Source organism: Rhodococcus sp. ABRD24 (assembly GCF_004328705.1).
GTDB lineage: Bacteria > Actinomycetota > Actinomycetes > Mycobacteriales > Mycobacteriaceae > Prescottella.
Genome location: NZ_CP035319.1, coordinates 3365011 through 3381821 on the forward strand (window position 1 = coordinate 3365011; position 16811 = coordinate 3381821).

15 protein-coding genes are annotated in these 16811 nt (G+C 67.0%); 10 read left to right on the top strand and 5 right to left on the bottom strand.

Annotated elements, in window-relative coordinates:
- Nucleotides 1–176 precede the first annotated feature (176 nt).
- Nucleotides 177–1268, top strand: a complete 1092-nt coding sequence (locus ERC79_RS14920) for a LacI family DNA-binding transcriptional regulator (protein WP_131579219.1) — start codon at nucleotides 177–179, stop codon at nucleotides 1266–1268.
- Nucleotides 1269–1291: 23 nt separating this feature from the next.
- Here the strand turns inward: ERC79_RS14920 and otsB are convergent, their stop codons facing one another.
- Together otsB and kstR are read right to left on the bottom strand one after the other, a co-directional pair.
- On the bottom strand, nucleotides 1292–3853 hold the full coding sequence (gene otsB, locus ERC79_RS14925; protein WP_131579220.1) for a trehalose-phosphatase: 2562 nt from the start codon (nucleotides 3851–3853) through the stop codon (nucleotides 1292–1294).
- Between the two features lie 78 nt (nucleotides 3854–3931).
- A complete protein-coding gene (gene kstR, locus ERC79_RS14930; protein ID WP_131579221.1) occupies nucleotides 3932–4570 on the bottom strand; it encodes a cholesterol catabolism transcriptional regulator KstR in 639 nt (212 codons plus the stop codon).
- A gap of 92 nt (nucleotides 4571–4662) precedes the next feature.
- Between kstR and ERC79_RS14935 the strand changes: the two genes are divergently transcribed.
- The 9 genes from ERC79_RS14935 to ERC79_RS14975 all read left to right on the top strand — a co-directional run bounded on the left by ERC79_RS14935 (nucleotide 4663) and on the right by ERC79_RS14975 (nucleotide 13445).
- Nucleotides 4663–6855 carry an acyl-CoA dehydrogenase gene (locus ERC79_RS14935; protein ID WP_131579222.1) on the top strand — a complete coding sequence of 731 codons (2193 nt, stop codon included), beginning with the start codon at nucleotides 4663–4665 and terminating at the stop codon, nucleotides 6853–6855.
- Between the two features lie 126 nt (nucleotides 6856–6981).
- Complete coding sequence (locus tag ERC79_RS14940; RefSeq protein ID WP_131579223.1) at nucleotides 6982–8055, top strand: acyl-CoA dehydrogenase family protein; 1074 nt, start codon at nucleotides 6982–6984, stop codon at nucleotides 8053–8055.
- Nucleotides 8040–9188: an acyl-CoA dehydrogenase family protein gene (locus tag ERC79_RS14945; protein ID WP_131579224.1), complete on the top strand. Its 1149-nt coding sequence runs from the start codon at nucleotides 8040–8042 to the stop codon at nucleotides 9186–9188. The genes ERC79_RS14940 and ERC79_RS14945 overlap by 16 nt, the downstream gene beginning before the upstream one ends.
- Nucleotides 9185–10213, top strand: coding sequence for a bifunctional MaoC family dehydratase N-terminal/OB-fold nucleic acid binding domain-containing protein (locus ERC79_RS14950; RefSeq protein WP_131579225.1), 1029 nt, complete (start codon nucleotides 9185–9187; stop codon nucleotides 10211–10213). Before ERC79_RS14945 ends, ERC79_RS14950 begins: the two co-directional genes overlap by 4 nt.
- Nucleotides 10213–10632 (top strand): MaoC family dehydratase, encoded by a 420-nt coding sequence (locus ERC79_RS14955; protein ID WP_131579226.1) that lies wholly within the window; start codon nucleotides 10213–10215, stop codon nucleotides 10630–10632. The genes ERC79_RS14950 and ERC79_RS14955 overlap by 1 nt, the downstream gene beginning before the upstream one ends.
- On the top strand, nucleotides 10629–11798 hold the full coding sequence (locus ERC79_RS14960; protein ID WP_131579227.1) for a lipid-transfer protein: 1170 nt from the start codon (nucleotides 10629–10631) through the stop codon (nucleotides 11796–11798). Before ERC79_RS14955 ends, ERC79_RS14960 begins: the two co-directional genes overlap by 4 nt.
- 108 nt (nucleotides 11799–11906) lie before the next feature.
- The gene (locus ERC79_RS14965) at nucleotides 11907–12581 is read left to right on the top strand and encodes a TetR/AcrR family transcriptional regulator (RefSeq protein ID WP_242676580.1); all 675 of its coding nucleotides are present in this window, start codon (nucleotides 11907–11909) and stop codon (nucleotides 12579–12581) included.
- 166 nt (nucleotides 12582–12747) lie between these two features.
- Nucleotides 12748–13113 (top strand): DUF202 domain-containing protein, encoded by a 366-nt coding sequence (locus ERC79_RS14970; RefSeq protein ID WP_131579228.1) that lies wholly within the window; start codon nucleotides 12748–12750, stop codon nucleotides 13111–13113.
- On the top strand, nucleotides 13113–13445 hold the full coding sequence (locus ERC79_RS14975; protein WP_131579229.1) for a DUF202 domain-containing protein: 333 nt from the start codon (nucleotides 13113–13115) through the stop codon (nucleotides 13443–13445). The genes ERC79_RS14970 and ERC79_RS14975 overlap by 1 nt, the downstream gene beginning before the upstream one ends.
- Before the next feature lie 25 nt (nucleotides 13446–13470).
- Here the strand turns inward: ERC79_RS14975 and ERC79_RS14980 are convergent, their stop codons facing one another.
- From ERC79_RS14980 to ERC79_RS14990, 3 genes are all read right to left on the bottom strand, one after another.
- Nucleotides 13471–13845 carry a CD225/dispanin family protein gene (locus tag ERC79_RS14980; RefSeq protein WP_131579230.1) on the bottom strand — a complete coding sequence of 125 codons (375 nt, stop codon included), beginning with the start codon at nucleotides 13843–13845 and terminating at the stop codon, nucleotides 13471–13473.
- A 156-nt stretch (nucleotides 13846–14001) separates the two neighbouring features.
- A complete protein-coding gene (locus tag ERC79_RS14985) occupies nucleotides 14002–15831 on the bottom strand; it encodes a cholesterol oxidase substrate-binding domain-containing protein (RefSeq protein ID WP_131579231.1) in 1830 nt (609 codons plus the stop codon).
- 108 nt (nucleotides 15832–15939) lie between these two features.
- Nucleotides 15940–16800, bottom strand: a complete 861-nt coding sequence (locus ERC79_RS14990) for a MaoC/PaaZ C-terminal domain-containing protein (protein WP_131579232.1) — start codon at nucleotides 16798–16800, stop codon at nucleotides 15940–15942.
- Between the last annotated feature and the right edge of the window lie 11 nt (nucleotides 16801–16811).

Here is a 16811-nt window from a genome sequence, read left to right on the forward strand (position 1 = left end):
TCTCCTGGTCGCTGACGACTGTTCTGCTGTCAACCGGAAACGTCTGCTGTTCCGGATCGACCGAAAACGCTATTGGTAACGGTTCCCGTTTACACATTAGCGGAAGTTCGCAGGTCGCGTCACCCGGGGTCGCGGCTCAGTTCCCTGATCGCTCCGTCACCCGCTACCGTCCCGTTATGCCAAGGTCTCGACAGCCACGCCGCCAAGCCACTCTGGCGTCGCTCGCCGCCGAGTTGAAGGTCTCGCGGACGACCGTCTCCAATGCCTACAACCGCCCCGACCAGCTGTCGGCTGAGCTGCGCGAGCGTGTGCTGCAGGCCGCCAAGCGCCGCGGCTACCCGGGGCCGGACCCGGTGGCCCGGTCCTTGCGCACCCGCCGCGCCGGCGCGGTGGGCCTACTGCTCACCGAGGCCTTGAGTTACTCGTTCCGTGATCCGGCCGCGATGAGCTTCCTGGCGGGCCTCACCGAGTCGTGTGAGGCGGCCGGGCAGGGTCTGCTGCTCATTCCAGCCGGCCCCGGTCGTCACGATGTCGAAGCCGCCGCTGTGGTGCAGCAAGCCGGTGTCGACGGCTTCGTGGTGTATTCCGTTGCCGACGACGATCCCTATCTGACCGCGGTGCGCGAACGGAACCTGCCGACCGTCATCTGTGACCAGCCCCGCGAGATGCCGGGGGCCTCACTCGTCGGCATCGACGACCGGGGGGCGATGCGCAAGGTTGCCGACCATCTTATTTCGTTGGGACACAAGGAGATCGGTGTTCTCTGCATGCGACTCGGGCGCGACCGGTCCGATGGTGTCGTCGACGGCACCCGGCTGCACTCGCCCAACTTCCACGTCCAGCGCGAGCGGATACTCGGGGTGCGCGACGCGATGGCGGCCGCCGGCTTACACCCGCAGTCGCTCACCGTGATCGAACGCTACGAGCACAACGGACGTGCGGGGCACTCCGCGGCGGCGCAGGCGCTCGTCGTCAATCCCCGGATCACCGCACTGATCTGCACCACGGATGTCCTTGCTCTCGGCGCGCTGGACTGGGCGCGGTGCGAGGGCATCGATGTTCCCGGGCGGCTGTCGATCACCGGATTCGACGGCGTCGAGGACGCCCTGCGAGAGGGCCTCACCACGGTACGTCAGCCGCAGGAGGACAAGGGGCGTCGCGCCGGTGCGCTACTGATGTCGCGGTCGGACTCCGGTGTCACCACCGTGGAGATGCTCGAAACCGAGCTCGTGCGCGGCCACACGGCAGCATCCCCGCCCGAGCCATAGGCTCGGCGGGGACGCCGACAGTGTCAGCGCCGGGCGTCCGCGCTGAGCAACTGCGCACAGCGCAGTAGACCCAGGTGGCTGTATGCCTGTGGATGGTTGCCCAGCGAGCGTTCCGCGACGGGGTCGTACTCCTCCGCGAGCAGGCCCGTCGGGCCCGCCGCGTTCACCAGCTGTTTGAACAATGCCTCGGCGTCTGAGCGCTGACCGATCAGTAGGTAGGCCTCCACCAGCCATGCCGCGCACAGGTGGAACCCGCCCTCGGTGCCGGGCAGTCCGTCGTCGTGGTGGTACCGGTACACCGTCGAACCGCTGCGCAGCTCGGCCTCGGTCGCGACCACGGTCGCGGCGAAACGCTCGTCCGAAGGGTCGATCAACCCGGACAGTCCGATGTGCAGCGTTGCGGCGTCGAGATCGGTGCCGTCGTACGCGGCGGTGTACGACTCGACATCCGCGTTCCACCCCTTCTCGGTCACCTCCTCGGAGATCTCGTCGCGCAGCGCCGTCCACGTATCGCCCGCCTGGCGGCCGAAGCTCTCGGCCAGCGTGAGGGCGCGGTCGACGGTGAGCCAGCCCATCACCTTCGAGTACACGTGGTGCCGCGGGTTGTCGCGGATCTCCCAGATGCCGTGATCCGGTTCGCTCCAACGCCGCTCGACCGCCTCGACCATCGCGGACACGAGTTCCCAGTCGCGGTCGGTGAGTGCGTCCGATCCGGTGATGCCCTTCTTCTGTCGGGCCAGGGCCAGGTTCGAGATCAGGTCGACGATGGGGCCGAACACATCCAGCTGGACCTGCTGGTTCGCGGCGTTGCCGACGCGCACGGGGCGCGATCCCGCATACCCGGGCAGCGAGTCGATCACCGCCTCGGGCGGCAGGCCGGTGCCGTACAGCGTGTACAGCGGGTGCAACCGCTCCGGACCGTGCAACGTCTCGAGCACGCGGTGCACCCACTCGAGGTAGTTCTCGGCCTCCCCGAGGGAGCCGAGGCTCACCAGCGCGGACGCGGTCAGTGCCGCGTCGCGCAGCCAGCAGTAGCGGTAGTCCCAGTTGCGGACGCCGCCGATCTCCTCCGGCAGCGACGTCGTGGCCGCCGCGAGGATCGATCCGCTGGGAGCGTGTACCAGGCCGCGCAGCGTGAGAGCCGACCGCTTCATCAGATCCGGCTTGAGCGGCGGCAGGTCGAGCGTGTTGGCCCAGTCCCGCCAGTACGATTCGGCGATCTCCCGGCGCTCCGACTCCGACAGCAGTGAGGGGCCCAGATCTTCGGTGCCGCAACGGAGTTCGAGAACGATCGGTCCCTGTGAGGGATTGATGACCGCGTGCGCGGTCTGCTGGGTGCCGTCGGTGGTGATGTTCCAGCGCACGCCGGGGGAGCGCAGCACCATCGGTTCGCTGGTGCCGGAGACCCGCAGACCCTCGGCCTCCGGCTCGAGCTGGACGGGCACCTGGCCGAATTCGGGTCGCGGCGCGAAACTCACGACTGCCTTCGCGCGGCCGGTGATAACGCGCGTGAGGTCGGTGCGGCTCGGCTGGACGTCGTGCGGCAGATAGTCGGTGACCGTCAGGCTGGCCCAGCGGGTCTGCACCGTCATGGTTCCGTCGAGGTACTGCTGGCTCAGCGGGAGCGCCGCCCGCTGGGGGCCGACGCTGAAGTGTCCGGCCTCGGTTCCTCCGAGGAGGTGCGCGAACACCGCGGCCGAATCCGGCTCGGGGTGGCACATCCAGGTCATGTTCGCATCGGGCGTGATGAGCGCGACCGAGCGCGGGCTCGCGAGCATCGTGAGCCGCTCGATGGGAGGCGCGTCCGCCCCCGACAGCCAGGTGCGGCGCTCCTCGAACAGGAACGCCAGTGCCGCCGCGACGTCCTCGGTGGATTCGACGCGGTACTCGGCGAGGGTGTCGCCGTCGCCGACCTTGATGCCGAGATCGGGACCCTGCAGGCGGCCGAAGGCCTTCTCGTCGGTGACATCGTCGCCGAAGAACACCGCGGCCGTTGCGCCCTCCTGGTGGCGCAGGATGTCGAGTGCGTTGCCTTTGTCGGTTGCGACGACGGCGAGCTCGATGACCGACTTGCCTTCGGTGACCTGGACGCCGGTCCACAGTGCGGCCTCGGCGCGGACGGCAGAGAGGGCCATCGCGCCCGCTTCGGGGCTCGCGTTGCGCACGTGTAGAGCTGCGCTGGCCGGTTTCGTCTCGACGGTGACACCGGAGTGCAGGTGGGCGATCCGGGTCAGTTCGGAGGTGACCTCGCTCAGGAGCTTGCGGGCGTTGGCGTCGATCGCGTGCACGAAGCCGACGTCGAACTCCGAACCATGGCTGCCGACCAGCTGGACTTCCACGGGCAGGCGGGACAGCGTCGCCAGATCCTTGAGCGCACGGCCGGAAATGACCGCTGCAGTGGTGGCGGCCAGTCCCGCGAGGGCGCGCAATGCCCGTACCGATTCCGCGTGCGGGTAGGCCTTCTCGGGGTCCGACACGATGGGGGCCATTGTGCCGTCGTAGTCGGATGCCACCAGTAACCGTGGTGTCCGGGCAACGGTGGACAGGGCTCGGCGGAGTTCGATCGGCAGATCCAGGGCGCTCACAGGTTCAAACCTAAGCGATGACGGACGAGGAGGCGCGCTGCATACGTCACACCGGCGCTTTCGCGTGCCGCCCAGGTCTTACAGCGGGGTGCGGAATCCTTCGCCGAGGAGGAGTTCGACGGTCAGTTCCAGCCGCTTTGCGACGTCGGTAGCCGAGGACCGGCGAGTGAGCCAGGCGACGAGGTTCGACAGCCACACATCGCTGATGACCCGCGCGATCGCGAGCTCTTCCTCGGTGGGCTTACCGTCGGTCATGGCACGCGCGAACAGGGTGTCCATGAGTTTTCCGACCTGGTCCACCTCGGCGGCCGCGGACGCGTCGGCGAACATGAAGGCGCGGGTCATCGCCTCGGTGAGGAGGGGGTCGCGCTGCATGGCCTTCGTGATCTGGCCGAGGATCAATTGCATCCGCTCGAGCGCGCTCTGGCCAGGGGGGATCTTGCCCTTGGACTCGATCTTCTCGAACTCGCGTGCCAGGGCGGATACCAGGAGATGCACCTTGGACGGAAAGTAGCGGTACAGGGTTCCGACGGCGACATCGGCCCGCTCGGCCACTGCGCGCATCTGCACGGCCTCGTAGCCTCCCTTGGAGGCGAGCGCCAGGGTGGCGTCCAGGATTCTCTTGCGACGCTCGCGCTGAGCGTTCGAGCTGAGATCGTCCTCGCTGAGGGTAGTGACGGTGCCCCCTGCAGCTTGGGATCGAGATGAGGTGGTCATCGACATTTCCTTCGCGCCTTGACTCTTGACGGCCGAGCATATTAGAACACGTTCTAGATGAAAATGTCATCCATGAAAGGCGGGCAGACGTTGTGACAATCGCCACCACCGACGAGCAGAGGGCCGTCCAGGAGTCGATTCGAGCGTGGGCCCGCTCCGCGGCCCCAATAGATACATTACGCGAAGGACCTGCGGATTCGTGGCGTCGGATGTGGCCCGCGGTGGCCGATCTGGGGCTGTTCGCGGTGGGTGTTCCGGAATCGGTCGGCGGTGTGGGGGGTCAGATCGTGGACCTGGCCGCGATGCTGGAACAGGCCGCAACCGAACTTGTCGGCGGTCCGGTTCTGTCGACCGCGCTCGCATCTCTGGTGCTCGGACGCACCCGCGGCGCCGCCGCGAAACAGTGGGCTGCGCAGATCGCGGAGGGCGAATTGCCCTGTGCGGTGGCACTCGACGGACCGGCCGTGTCCGCTGTGCGGGACGCCGATGGCGGTCTCGTGCTCACCGGTGACGCGGGCTTCGCTCTCGGCGGCGAGCAGGGTGTCGCGGTGCTCGTGCCGGCTGCCGTGGGCGATTCCGCCGACGGCCCGGTGTGGTGCCTGGTCGACGGCGCTGCAGGGGGGCTCGCGGTGGAGGCTGCCGACTCGATCGACAAGAGTCGCTCCCTCGCCCGCGTTCGCTTGGACGGCGTGGCGGTCTCGGCGGACCGGATCGTCACCGGCGTCACCCCGGAATTGGTGCGAGATCTGGCCGCCACACTCGGGGCCGCCGAGGCGGCCGGTGTCGCCGGCTGGTGCCTGCGCACCGCGGTCGAGTACGCCAAGATCCGCGAGCAGTTCGGCAAGCCGATCGGCTCGTTCCAGGCGATCAAGCACCTGTGTGCGGAGATGCTCTGCCGGGTCGAGCAGGCTCGTGCAGTCGCATGGGATTCCGCGGTGGCGGCCGAGGACGCACTGCCGGATCCAGATTCGGATCGCGTGGGCGGTGAGCCCGAGCTGTCGATCGCTGCCGCAGTCGCCGCTTCCATAGCGCTCGACGCTGCCGCACAGACCGCCAAGGACTGCATCCAGATCCTCGGCGGCATCGGCTTCACGTGGGAGCACGACGCGCACTTCTACCTGCGTCGCGCGGTATCGCTGCGGCAGGTGCTCGGTGGCAGCAATGTGTGGCGCGCCCGGGTCACCGAACTGACGCGCGCAGGTGCCCGCCGACACCTGTCGATCGATCTGTCCGAGCTCGAGGCCGAGCGGGCTTCCATCCGTGCCGAGGTGGCCGCGCTGGTGGCGCTGCCGGAGGCGGAGCGCCGGGTGGCGCTTGCAGAGTCCGGTTACGCGGCGCCGCACTGGCCCCGCCCGTACGGTCGAGGGGCCAGTGCCGCGGAGCAGATCCTGATCGGTGAGGAGCTCAACGAGGCGGGCATCGACCGGCCGGATCTGGTGATCGGATGGTGGGCGGTGCCGACCGTCCTCGAACACGGCAGCCCCGAGCAGATCGAGCGGTTTGCGCTGCCGACGTTGCGCGGCGAGCTCACCTGGTGCCAGCTGTTCAGCGAGCCTGGCGCAGGCTCCGATCTGGCCGCCCTGCGCACTACGGCTGAGAAGGTCGACGGCGGTTGGAAACTCAACGGCCAGAAGGTGTGGACGTCGTTGGCCCGCGAGGCCGACTGGGCGATCTGCCTGGCGCGCACGGACAAGGACGCGCCCAAGCACAAGGGCATCACGTACTTCGTGCTCGACATGCGCACCGCCGGGATCCGGATCTCGCCGCTGCGGGAGATCACCGGCGACGCGTTGTTCAACGAGGTATTCCTCGACGACGTCTTCGTGCCGGACGACTGCGTCGTGGGGCAGGTCAACGGCGGCTGGAAGCTCGCCCGCACGACCCTGGCCAACGAGCGGGTCGCCATGAGTGGAGGTTCGTCGCTGGGCAAGGCCGTCGAGGAACTCCTCGAGCTGGCCGGCGAGCCGGACGCGGTGACTGCCGACCATCTGGGGGCGCTCATCGCCGAGGCACTCGTGGGTTCGCTACTCGAGCTCCGCACGACGCTCCGGCAGCTGGACGGGCAGGACCCGGGTCCGGGCTCGAGTGTTCGCAAGCTCGTCGGCGTCCGCAATCGGCAGGCCGTCGCCGAGTTCGCGATGGAACTGGCCGGTTCGGACGGCTGGTTGGAGGGCCCGCTCACGCGAGAGTTCCTCAACACGCGCTGCCTGTCGATCGCGGGGGGTACGACGCAGATCCTGCTCACGGTGGCGGCCGAACGCCTGCTGGGACTGCCGCGCGACTGACCAGGTGAGACGGCCTGGCCCGGGGCGGAACGTGATGAGCGGGCCGTCCCGGTGCCAGGCCTTTCGCCGCACTGCCTCAGGTGATACAACTGGAACACGTTCTAACTCGTAGGCAGGATTGTCAGCGTGGACTTCTCTCAGGATCAGACTCAAGAAACGGTGGCGGAGATCGTCGTGGGCCTGCTGGCCCGCGAGCACACCGATCCCGCTGACACCAGTGGATTCAGCCCAGAGCTGTGGCAGGCCCTGGCGAAGGCGGATCTGCTTTCGCTCGCCGTGCCGGAGCGGCTCGGTGGCGACGGATTCGGCCTGGCCGAGGTGGCGACGATGCTCACCGAGATCGGCCGCGGTGCCGCTCCGGTGCCAGCGCTCGCGACGCTCGGTTTCGGCGTACTGCCCGTGCTCGCACTCGGCACGCCCGAGCAGCAGGATTCGCTACTCGGCGAGATAGCGGCCGGGCGGGTGCTCACCGCGGCGCTTGCGGAGCGGGGTGCGGCCTTCCCGGCGCAGCCGTCGACGACCGCAGTCGCGGACGGTGACGGCGTTGTGGTGACCGGTCACAAGATTGCGGTTCCGTTCGCGGACATTGCATTCCGGATCTTGGTACCCACCGATGCCGGTGTCGTGCTGGTGGCGCCGGATGCTCCGGGTGTGACGCTCACCCGTAGCCCGAGTTCGTCTGGTGGACCGGAGTTCTCGCTACGCCTCGACGGCGTGCGCGTTCCGGCCGCCGATGTCCTGACGGGCGGCGTGGACGGCGTCGCGACGCTCTACCGGATCGCGCTGGCGAGCATCGGCGCGTACGCGGACGGACTGCTCGCCGGTGCCACCGGCCTCGCCGCCGGTCACCTGGCCACCCGCGAGCAGTTCGGCAAGCCGCTGGCCACGTTCCAGGCGGTGGCCCAGCAGATCGCTGACGTCTACGTCACTTCCCGGACGCTGCACGTCTCGGCCCTGGCAGCCGTATGGCGGGTCACCGAGGGGCTTGACGCGGATGACGATCTCGAGGTGATGGCCTACTGGATCGCAGCCGAGGTGCCGGCCGCGATGCGCACGCTGCACCATCTGCACGGCGGGCTGGGTGTGGACGTGACCTACCCGATGCACCGCTACTTCTCCATTGCCAAAGACCTGGCGCGCCTCGTCGGCGGCGCCTCGTACCGACTCGACCTCGTGGGGGCCCGGTGTTCATCGATCTGACACCCGAGCAGCGTGAGCTGCAGGCGGAACTGCGCCGCTACTTCTCCGGACTGATCTCGCCGGCCGAGGCCGAGATCATGCTGACCGAACGGCACGGCACCACCTATCGCGAGGTCATCCGCCGGATGGGCAAGGACGGCTGGCTCGGTGTCGGCTGGCCGGTCGAGTTCGGCGGCCGCGGCTTCGGTGAGATCGAACAGCAGATCTTCGTCAACGAGGCTGTGCGAGCGGATGTTCCGTTGCCGTCGGTGACGCTGCAGACGGTCGGGCCGACGCTGCAGACCTACGGAACCGAGGAGCAGAAGCGCAAGTTCCTGCCGGCGATCCTCGCCGGCGAGGTGCACTTCGCGATCGGCTACTCCGAGCCCGACGCCGGCACAGACCTGGCGGCGTTGCGGACGACGGCGGTGCGCGACGGTGACGACTATGTCGTCAACGGACAGAAGATCTTCACCACCGGCGGCCACGACGCGGACTACATCTGGCTCGCGGTGCGCACCGGTGCCGCCGACTCGCGGCACCGGGGCATCTCGATCCTCATCGTCGACACCAAGGATCCCGGTTTCACGTGGACCCCGATCATCACCGCGGATGGCGCCCACCACGTCAACGCGACGTACTACTCCGACGTCCGCGTGCCCGCGAGCATGCTTGTCGGAGAGGAGAACAAGGGTTGGAGGCTGATCACGACGCAGCTCAACCACGAGCGCGTCATGCTCGGCCCGGCCGGCCGAGTCGCGGGCCTGTACGAGAAGGTGCACGGGTGGGCCGCGAAGCATGACCTGCTCGCCCTACCTGATGTCCAGCGTGGGCTCGGCGAGATCCATGCCACCTACCGGCTCAACGAGCTGCTGAACTGGCAGGTAGCCGCCGCGACCGGTGACGTCGACATCGCCGATGCTTCGGCAACCAAGGTTTTTGCCACCGAACGGATTCAACGGGTCGGCCGGATTGCGGACGAGATCATCGGCACGCACGGAGACCCCGGCGACCCGGAGACGGCCGCGCTGATGCGCTGGCTCGACGTTCAGGTCAAGCGGAACGTGGTCATCACATTCGGCGGCGGTGTCAACGAGGTGATGCGTGAGCTCATCGCCATGGCCGGCCTGGGATTGCCGAAGGTGCCGCGATGACCGACGCAACCAAGGTGAGCGCTGTTTCCGACGAAGACGACAGCGCCGCGCAGATCCTCGCCGGCGCCGCGCAGATCAAGGCTGACGGCGAGAGCAAGGCACGAGCCGGCCGCGACCCGGTGAACATGCCGATGATCCGCAGCTGGCTCGAGGCGATCGGCGACGAGAACCCGATCTACGTGGACGCCGACGCCGCGGTAGCGGCCGGTCACGGCGGCATCGTCGCACCGCCCGCGATGGCGCAGGTGTGGACGATGCGTGGGCTCGGCGCGGTCCGAGAGGAAGACGATCCGCTGGGGCGGATGACGCAGATCCTCGACGACGCCGGCTATACGTCCGTCGTCGCCACCAACTGCGATCAGATCTACCACCGGTACCTCCGCCTGGGGGAGGAGGTGACCATCGAGTCGACCCTCGAAGACGTTGTCGGGCCCAAGAAGACGGGCCTCGGCGAGGGCTGGTTCTTCACCACCCGCAACTTCTGGAAGGTGGGCGACGAGGTCGTCGCCGAGATGATGTTCCGCATCCTGAAGTTTGCGCCGCCGGCGAAGGTATCGGAGCTGTCCGCATCCGAGACATCCGGAGTCCCTGAGGATCTCGATCCGAAGCGGATGTTGCGCCCCACACCGTCGCGCGACACCCAGTTCTTCTGGGACGGCGTTGCTGCACACGAGCTGCGGATTCAGCAGCGGCCCGACGGGACGCTGCAGCATCCGCCGGTGCCCGCGTTGTGGAAGGACAAGTCCGAGACCACCGACTATGTCATCGCGTCGGGTCGTGGAACGGTGTTCAGCTTCGTCGTCCACCACGCCCCCAAGGTGCCCGGTCGGTCGTTGCCGTTCGTGGTGGCCCTCGTCGAACTCGAGGAGGGCGTGCGCATGCTCGGCGAGCTGCGTGTCGCCGATCCGTCCGAGGTTACCGTCGGCATGCCCGTGGAGGCGATCTACCTCGACTTCCCGGGTGATGACGAGACCGGGAACGAACCCTGGACGCTGTACGCATGGCGTCCGGTGAAGGAGTCGTGATGACCAGCGCACTCGATATCTCCATCGGCGACAAGCTCCCGGGCCTGTCGATCCACGGAGATCCCACATTCATCGTCTCGACGGCCTTGGCCACCAGGGACTTCCAGGACGTGCACCACGATCGGGACAAGGCTCAGCAGCGCGGGTCGAAGGACATCTTCGTCAATATCCTGACCGACACCGGGCTCGTGCAGCGATTCGTCACCGACTGGGCCGGACCGCGGGCGCGGATCACGTCCATCAAGCTGCGGCTCGGTGTGCCGTGGTACGCCTACGACACGCTGCACCTGTCCGGTGAGGTGACCGCCGCTGCGGACGGCCTCGTGACTGTCACGGTGGTCGGCACTGACAGCCTCGGCGACCACATCACCTCCACGGTCACCCTCGTAGTCAATGACATTGAGGGAGTAGCGAAATGAGCGGGCTTTCCGGTAAGGCCGCGATCGTCGGCATCGGCGCCACCGACTTCTCGAAGGACTCGGGGCGCAGCGAGCTGCGGCTCGCGGCGGAGGCAGTCCAGGCCGCGCTCGACGACGCGGGTCTGAAGCCGTCGGAAGTGGACGGCCTCACGTCGTTCACGATGGACACCAATACTGAGGCGGCCGTTGCCCGTTCAGTGGGCATTCCGAACCTGAAGTTCTTCAGCCGCATCCACTACGGCGGCGGTGCGGCGTGCGCAACCATTCAACAGGCCGCGATGGCGGTCGCGACCGGCATCGCGGATGTCGTGGTGGCCTATCGCGCGTTCAACGAGCGCTCGGGTGCCCGCTTCGGTCAGGTCAATGCCGGACTGGTGCAACAAGTCAACTCGTCCGGCACGGACAATGCGTTCTCGTACCCACACGGGCTGGGCACACCGGCTTCGTTCGTCGCGATGGTCGCGCAGCGGTACATGCACGTGTACGGCGCCACCAGTGAGGATTTCGGCCGTGTCGCGGTCGCGGACCGCAAGCATGCGGCCACAAATCCGAAGGCGTTCTTCTACGGCAAGCCGATCACGCTCGAGGACCACCAGAATTCGAGATTCATCGCCGAGCCGCTGCACCTGCTGGACTGCTGTCAGGAGACCGACGGCGGCATCGCGATCGTCGTGACGTCCGCGGAGCGTGCCCGTGATCTGCCGAACACACCCGCAATCATCGCCGCGGCCGCGCAGGGTAGTGGCACCGATCAGTACATCATGACCAGCTACTACCGGGACGGTCTCACAGGGCTGCCGGAAATGGGGCTCGTCGGCAACCAGTTGTGGGGGCAGTCGGGTCTGGGGCCGTCGGACATGCAGACCGCGGTGCTGTACGACCACTTCACGCCGTTCGTGCTGATGCAGCTCGAGGAGCTCGGGTTCTGTGGCCGGGGCGAGGCGCGCGACTTCATCGCCGGCGGTGCGATCGAGCTGGGTGGACGACTACCGCTCAACACTCACGGTGGCCAGCTCGGCGAGGGCTACATCCACGGCATGAACGGCATCGCGGAGGGCGTGCGGCAGATTCGGGGGACCTCGGTGAACCAGGTGCCGGATGTCGAGAACGTTCTCGTGACCGCCGGCACCGGAGTCCCGACATCGGGGCTTGTGCTTTCGGTCTAGTCCGAACAGACGTGGAACGGGGTGGGGCAGTGGATTCATTGCCTCACCCCGCTTCTCGTCCAGGCGGTGGGTCGTTCGTTAGGCCCGCCACGGGTGCATCGGCGAGCGGTGGTATTGACTTTCCCGTCAGCGATTTTTAGCGTCGACACCGTGTCGAACCCCGGCAATTCGAAGCATGCCATGATCGAGGTGGCGGAACGCATGTTCGCTGAGCGCGGTCTCGACGGAGTTTCGATGCGGGACATAGCCTCGGCGTCCGGGCAGAAGAACAACTCGGCCGTGCAGTACCACTTCGGTGGCCGGGAGGGGCTTGTGCTGGAGGTGTTTCGGCGGCGGATGAAGGAGATCGACCGCACGAGGCACCGTTTTCTCGATCAGATCGACGCCGAGGGGCGTGGGCAAGACGTGCGTGCACTGGTCGAAGCGGTCGTGGTGCCGCTCGCGGACATGCTACGTACCTCGAGTACCGACTCGTTCCATGTGCAGTTCATTGCACGGGTTTCGCCGTCGGTGGACCTCACCAGTCCCGGACTGTCGTCGATTACCGAGGCCAGTGGTCAAGTGTCGGAGAGGCTGTTGAAAGCTCTCACGCACCTTCCGCACAGTGTCGCGGCGGCGCGGGTGGACCTGATGCTCACGATGGCGATGTCCGCGCTCGCCGTGTTCGAGCAGCGCCGCGCAAACGGAACCCAGATTCTGCAGGTCAGCTCCGACCAGACGGTGGCCCATCTGATCGACATGTCGGTGGGCGCGCTCGAAGCTCCACATACCCAGGTGGATTGAGTCAGCAGATCGTTCGCACTCATCCGGAGGCGGCGCCGCAAGTCATGGCGCGCGCGGGGCTCCACCGATACCGATCCGCCGACTAAGGTGAGGTTCGACGACGTACTCGCCGAACGGCCGGGTGACGTCCGATGAGGTACACGAACGGCGAGGAAGGACCTTGGCTTTGACGGTTCGAGGGTGGCGGCCCAAGGCATTCCGGGACGGCGACGACCCGGATCCCCGGTTCACGCTCGCGAACGAACGCACCTTCCTCGCCTGGATCCGGACTGCGCTCGGATTGATTGCCGCTGCCGTCGGGCTCGAGGCGTTCGGGGACAGTGTCGTTGGTCCCGTCGTCCACGGAGTTCTGGTTATCGGCCTGCTGGTGGGCGCGATCTTGCTGGTGCTGTTTGCGTTTCTCCGTTGGATGGGCGTCGAGGCGGCGATGCGGATGGGGCGGAGTCTGCCGGTGCCCGCGGTCGCGGCGCTGCTCGTCGGGTTGATCGCAGGGGCGGGTGTCACGCTGTTGATCGTGGTGGCGGGGCGCTGATGGCCCCGGCCGCGTCGCATCGAGACCCGGGTCTGCAGCCCGAACGAACGACACTCGCGTGGGTACGCACCTCAGCGAGTCTGGCGGCCGTCGCGTTCCTCTGTCTGCGGTACGTGCCTGGGTCGTCGGTCGTCGTGCAAGCGGTGGGGCTGTGGGCGATTGCGGCCGCCTCGGTCGTGGTGGTGACGGCTCGACGCCGTTACGAGCGGGCGGCGGAGGAGTTCGGTGCCGAACGGTCGGAACCGCCCTTCCTGCTGATGGCAGGGGTGGCCGCAACGGTGTCCGGTCTCGCTGGGGCCTGTGCCGTCGTGATCCTCGCGACCGGCCGGTGATGCCTCGGGTCTTGCTCGGTACCGGTTACCAGTCCATCCGGCCGTGGCGTCGCCACGAATCGTCGTAGTCACCGCCGTGTGAGATCCACACCGCGGCCATCACGATGTACGCGATCGCGACCAGGACGAGGATTCCTCCGAGGATCCACAGCGACAGCTGGCCGAGCTTACGGACGCGATCGGATGCGTACTGGGCTCCGGCGAAGTCCCCCCGTGCCCACCGTGGGTACACGTCGAATGCGTTGCTGAAGGCGGCGAACGCGAGAGGCCAGAACGCGACGAGAGCGGCGACCGCCCAGCCGGCGTTGCTCGGCGGCGGCGGCGGCTGTTGCGGCGAGGGCGCGGGAGGGATCGGCTCCGACGGTGGGGGCGGAGTGGGATCCGGCGTGGATGCGGTCATGACGGCACTCCCTAAGGTCACGTCTGTCACCGGTTGTCGTGCATCACCTTCGACGGTACTCCGAAAGCGGAAGGAGCTCGCGGTACGAGAAATGCCGGTGGTGCCTGTGCAGTTGCGCAGGCATCACCGGCATCGATGGAACGGGTTCTGCGTGCGTTACGGCAGCAGCTGATCCATGAAGGCGTTGGTGAAGATGCGGTGCGGGTCGATCTCGTTGAAACGCGCGCGGGCCGTGTCCCAGTTCTCGGTGACCGGAACGCCCTGGCGGTAGGTGGCGGGCATCTTGTTCGTGACGATGTCGACGTCGGTGTACGGGTTGGGACCGAACGCCCAGCCCTTCGACCATTCGGGACGGAACGTGGCGTCGGAGTTGTTGTAGTGCGTCCGCATCCACTGCTCCATCTCCTGGTAGAACTCGAACATTCCGGGGGTGCCCGGAACGCCCAGCACGTTCAGCCAGATGGCGACGTCCCACTCGGGGTGATCGGGACGCGGACGGGTAGCCGCGATGGTCGGCGGACCGGCCGACGGCACCTGGACGTCGGCGGGCTGATCGAGACCGCAGCAGCGGATCTCGACTGGGCCGTTGAGCGGGAACTGGCCCTTGGCGCGGTAGAACTCGATGCGCTCGTTGAACCAGTGGGCGAAGTCGTGGATAACCGTCGCGATATTGGCGCGGCTCGTGATGACGGCGCCGCCGCCCTCGGTCAGCCGCAGCGTCGTGGCCTTGATATAGAACTGGACATCCTTGGACCAGCCCCAGATGTCGTTGGCATTCGTCGCGGCGAGTCCGAGCTTGGTGATCTCGTACATCGCGGGACCGAACAGTGGTGCGATACCGGGATTCCCGGCATTGATAGCACCGATCATGTCGGTGAGCGGTTCCGGCAGGTTGTCGGAGAAGATGTAGTTGTACGGGCCGGTGACCTCACGCGACTGCGGAGGCTTGCCCACGAGCGATCCGGCGCTACCGAGGCTGCCGAGCTCGTTGGACGTGTCCGGCTTGGTCGGTGAGTTCGACCAGACCTTCATCCACGGCTTGTCGGTGAAGGGGTACCAGATAGCTTCCGCGCGACCGGATTCCGCGATGAACTTCTCGAAAGTCCGGCCGGGCGCACCCTTCGGGCCGAACAATTCCCGCCAGCCGATGTCGGTGAAGCTCTGGCAGCGCTGCCGGACATTCGGGCCAGCCTGCATCGTCACCGAGGTGATGAAGCAACGCCCGAGGTTCGCGAGCATCGGGGTGATCTTAGGATCGTTGCGCTGGTACGTCTTCAGCGCGTACTTGTTGCCGTCCCACACGACCGCGGTCAGTGAGGTGACCAGGTTACTCAGCGAGCCGAATGTGTGGCCCGGCACCGGCTCCTCGTCAGCGGCGGGCAGGGCCGCACCGTGTGCGTTGACTGCAAGTGCGCCGCCGATCGACAGCACACCGGGAGCCGGCAGGTTGGCCCAACCGAGGTTGTGCTTCTGCAGTTCGGTCACGATCGCCTCGATGCTGGCACCGGCACCGGCGGTGACGGTCGCCGGGGATCCCGGGTGCACTGTGACCGCATTGAGGTGCGTCATCGTGTCGGCGAGAATCACCTTGTCGACGTTCGCACCGTTCTCGACGGTGAGCGGGGTCCAACCGTGCATCGCGCCTCGGGGACGGATCTTGTAACCGTTCTCGTGCGCCCAGTTGGTAAGCCGGACGACATCGTCCGCAGTCTTCGGTGAGCAGACCCAGGTCGCGTCCAGCATGATCTCCTTGGACCAGTTCTGGTACGCCTGCTGGAAAAGCGCGATGCCGTTCGGGAAGTTCGGCGGCGTGGGCAGCGGCGCGACCGGGCCCGAGGAACCGAGGGAGCCGAGCGAGCCGGAGGAGCCGGCGGGAACTGCGAAAGCAGGGGTCCAGGCGCCGGCTGCGCTTACTGCCAGGGCGCCCGCTCCGGCGGCGAGGAATCCTCTCCGCGATAAGCGGAGCTGCTCATCTTGTGCCGTCATTTGTGTACTCCAAAGTGTGTTGTGGGGGAGAAAGTCCGTATGCAGATAGACCCGATCGGATCGACGGTGAGGTCGATCCGATCGGCACAGCTTCGTGTACGCCGTTCGCTACGAGATGGTGAGCACGACGTCGGCCAGAGCCGGCGAATCTTCGCGCTCGGGAACGGTTGCCGAGATCAGCAACCGATCGTCCTCGCGCCAGATCCGAGTTCGCAGAGACTCGCCGGGGAAGACAACCCCAGCGAAGCGAGCCCGGAATCCCTTGACGCGATTCGCATCACCGCCAAGGGCGGTGTCGGTCGCGGCCTTGCAAATAATCCCGTATGTACACAGTCCATGCAGAATAGGTGCAGGGAACCCCGCCGCGGTGGCGAATTCGGGATCCGAGTGCAACGGGTTCCTGTCTCCGCACATCCGGTACAACAGAGCCTGCTGCGGCAGGGTCGGCGAGAGTACCTCGAAATCGGGTTCGCGGTCGGGCAGCGCGATCGCATCCGACGGGCCGCGTTCACCCCCGAATCCACCCTCGCCACGCGCGAAGATCGACGAGCGGGCGGTCCAGAGCGGGGTTCCGTCGTGTGCGACCGTCGAAGACTCCTGCACGATGACCGCGGCCTTGCCCTTGTCCCACACCTCGGCGATCCGCGTCGTCGTGCGGGCCGATCCGGACGACGGAATCGGTTGGTGAACGGTGACTTCCTGACTTCCGTGTACGACCTTCGCGAGGTCGATCTCGACGCCGGGGAACGAGACTCGGGGAGCCTCGGTTGCGTGGATGTTCGCCACAACAGTGGCGAACGTCGGAAGCACCTGGGGCTTGGAATCGTCGAGGTACATCAGCTCGCGGGGATCGAGTGGGTGCGCACCGGCACCGATACCCAGGTGGTAGAGCTGGACGTCCGATGCCGTCCAGGAGAACTCTTGCGCCGGAAGCTCGGCGCCGATGGCGATCGCGGGATCGATGGGCACTGTCGATCCTC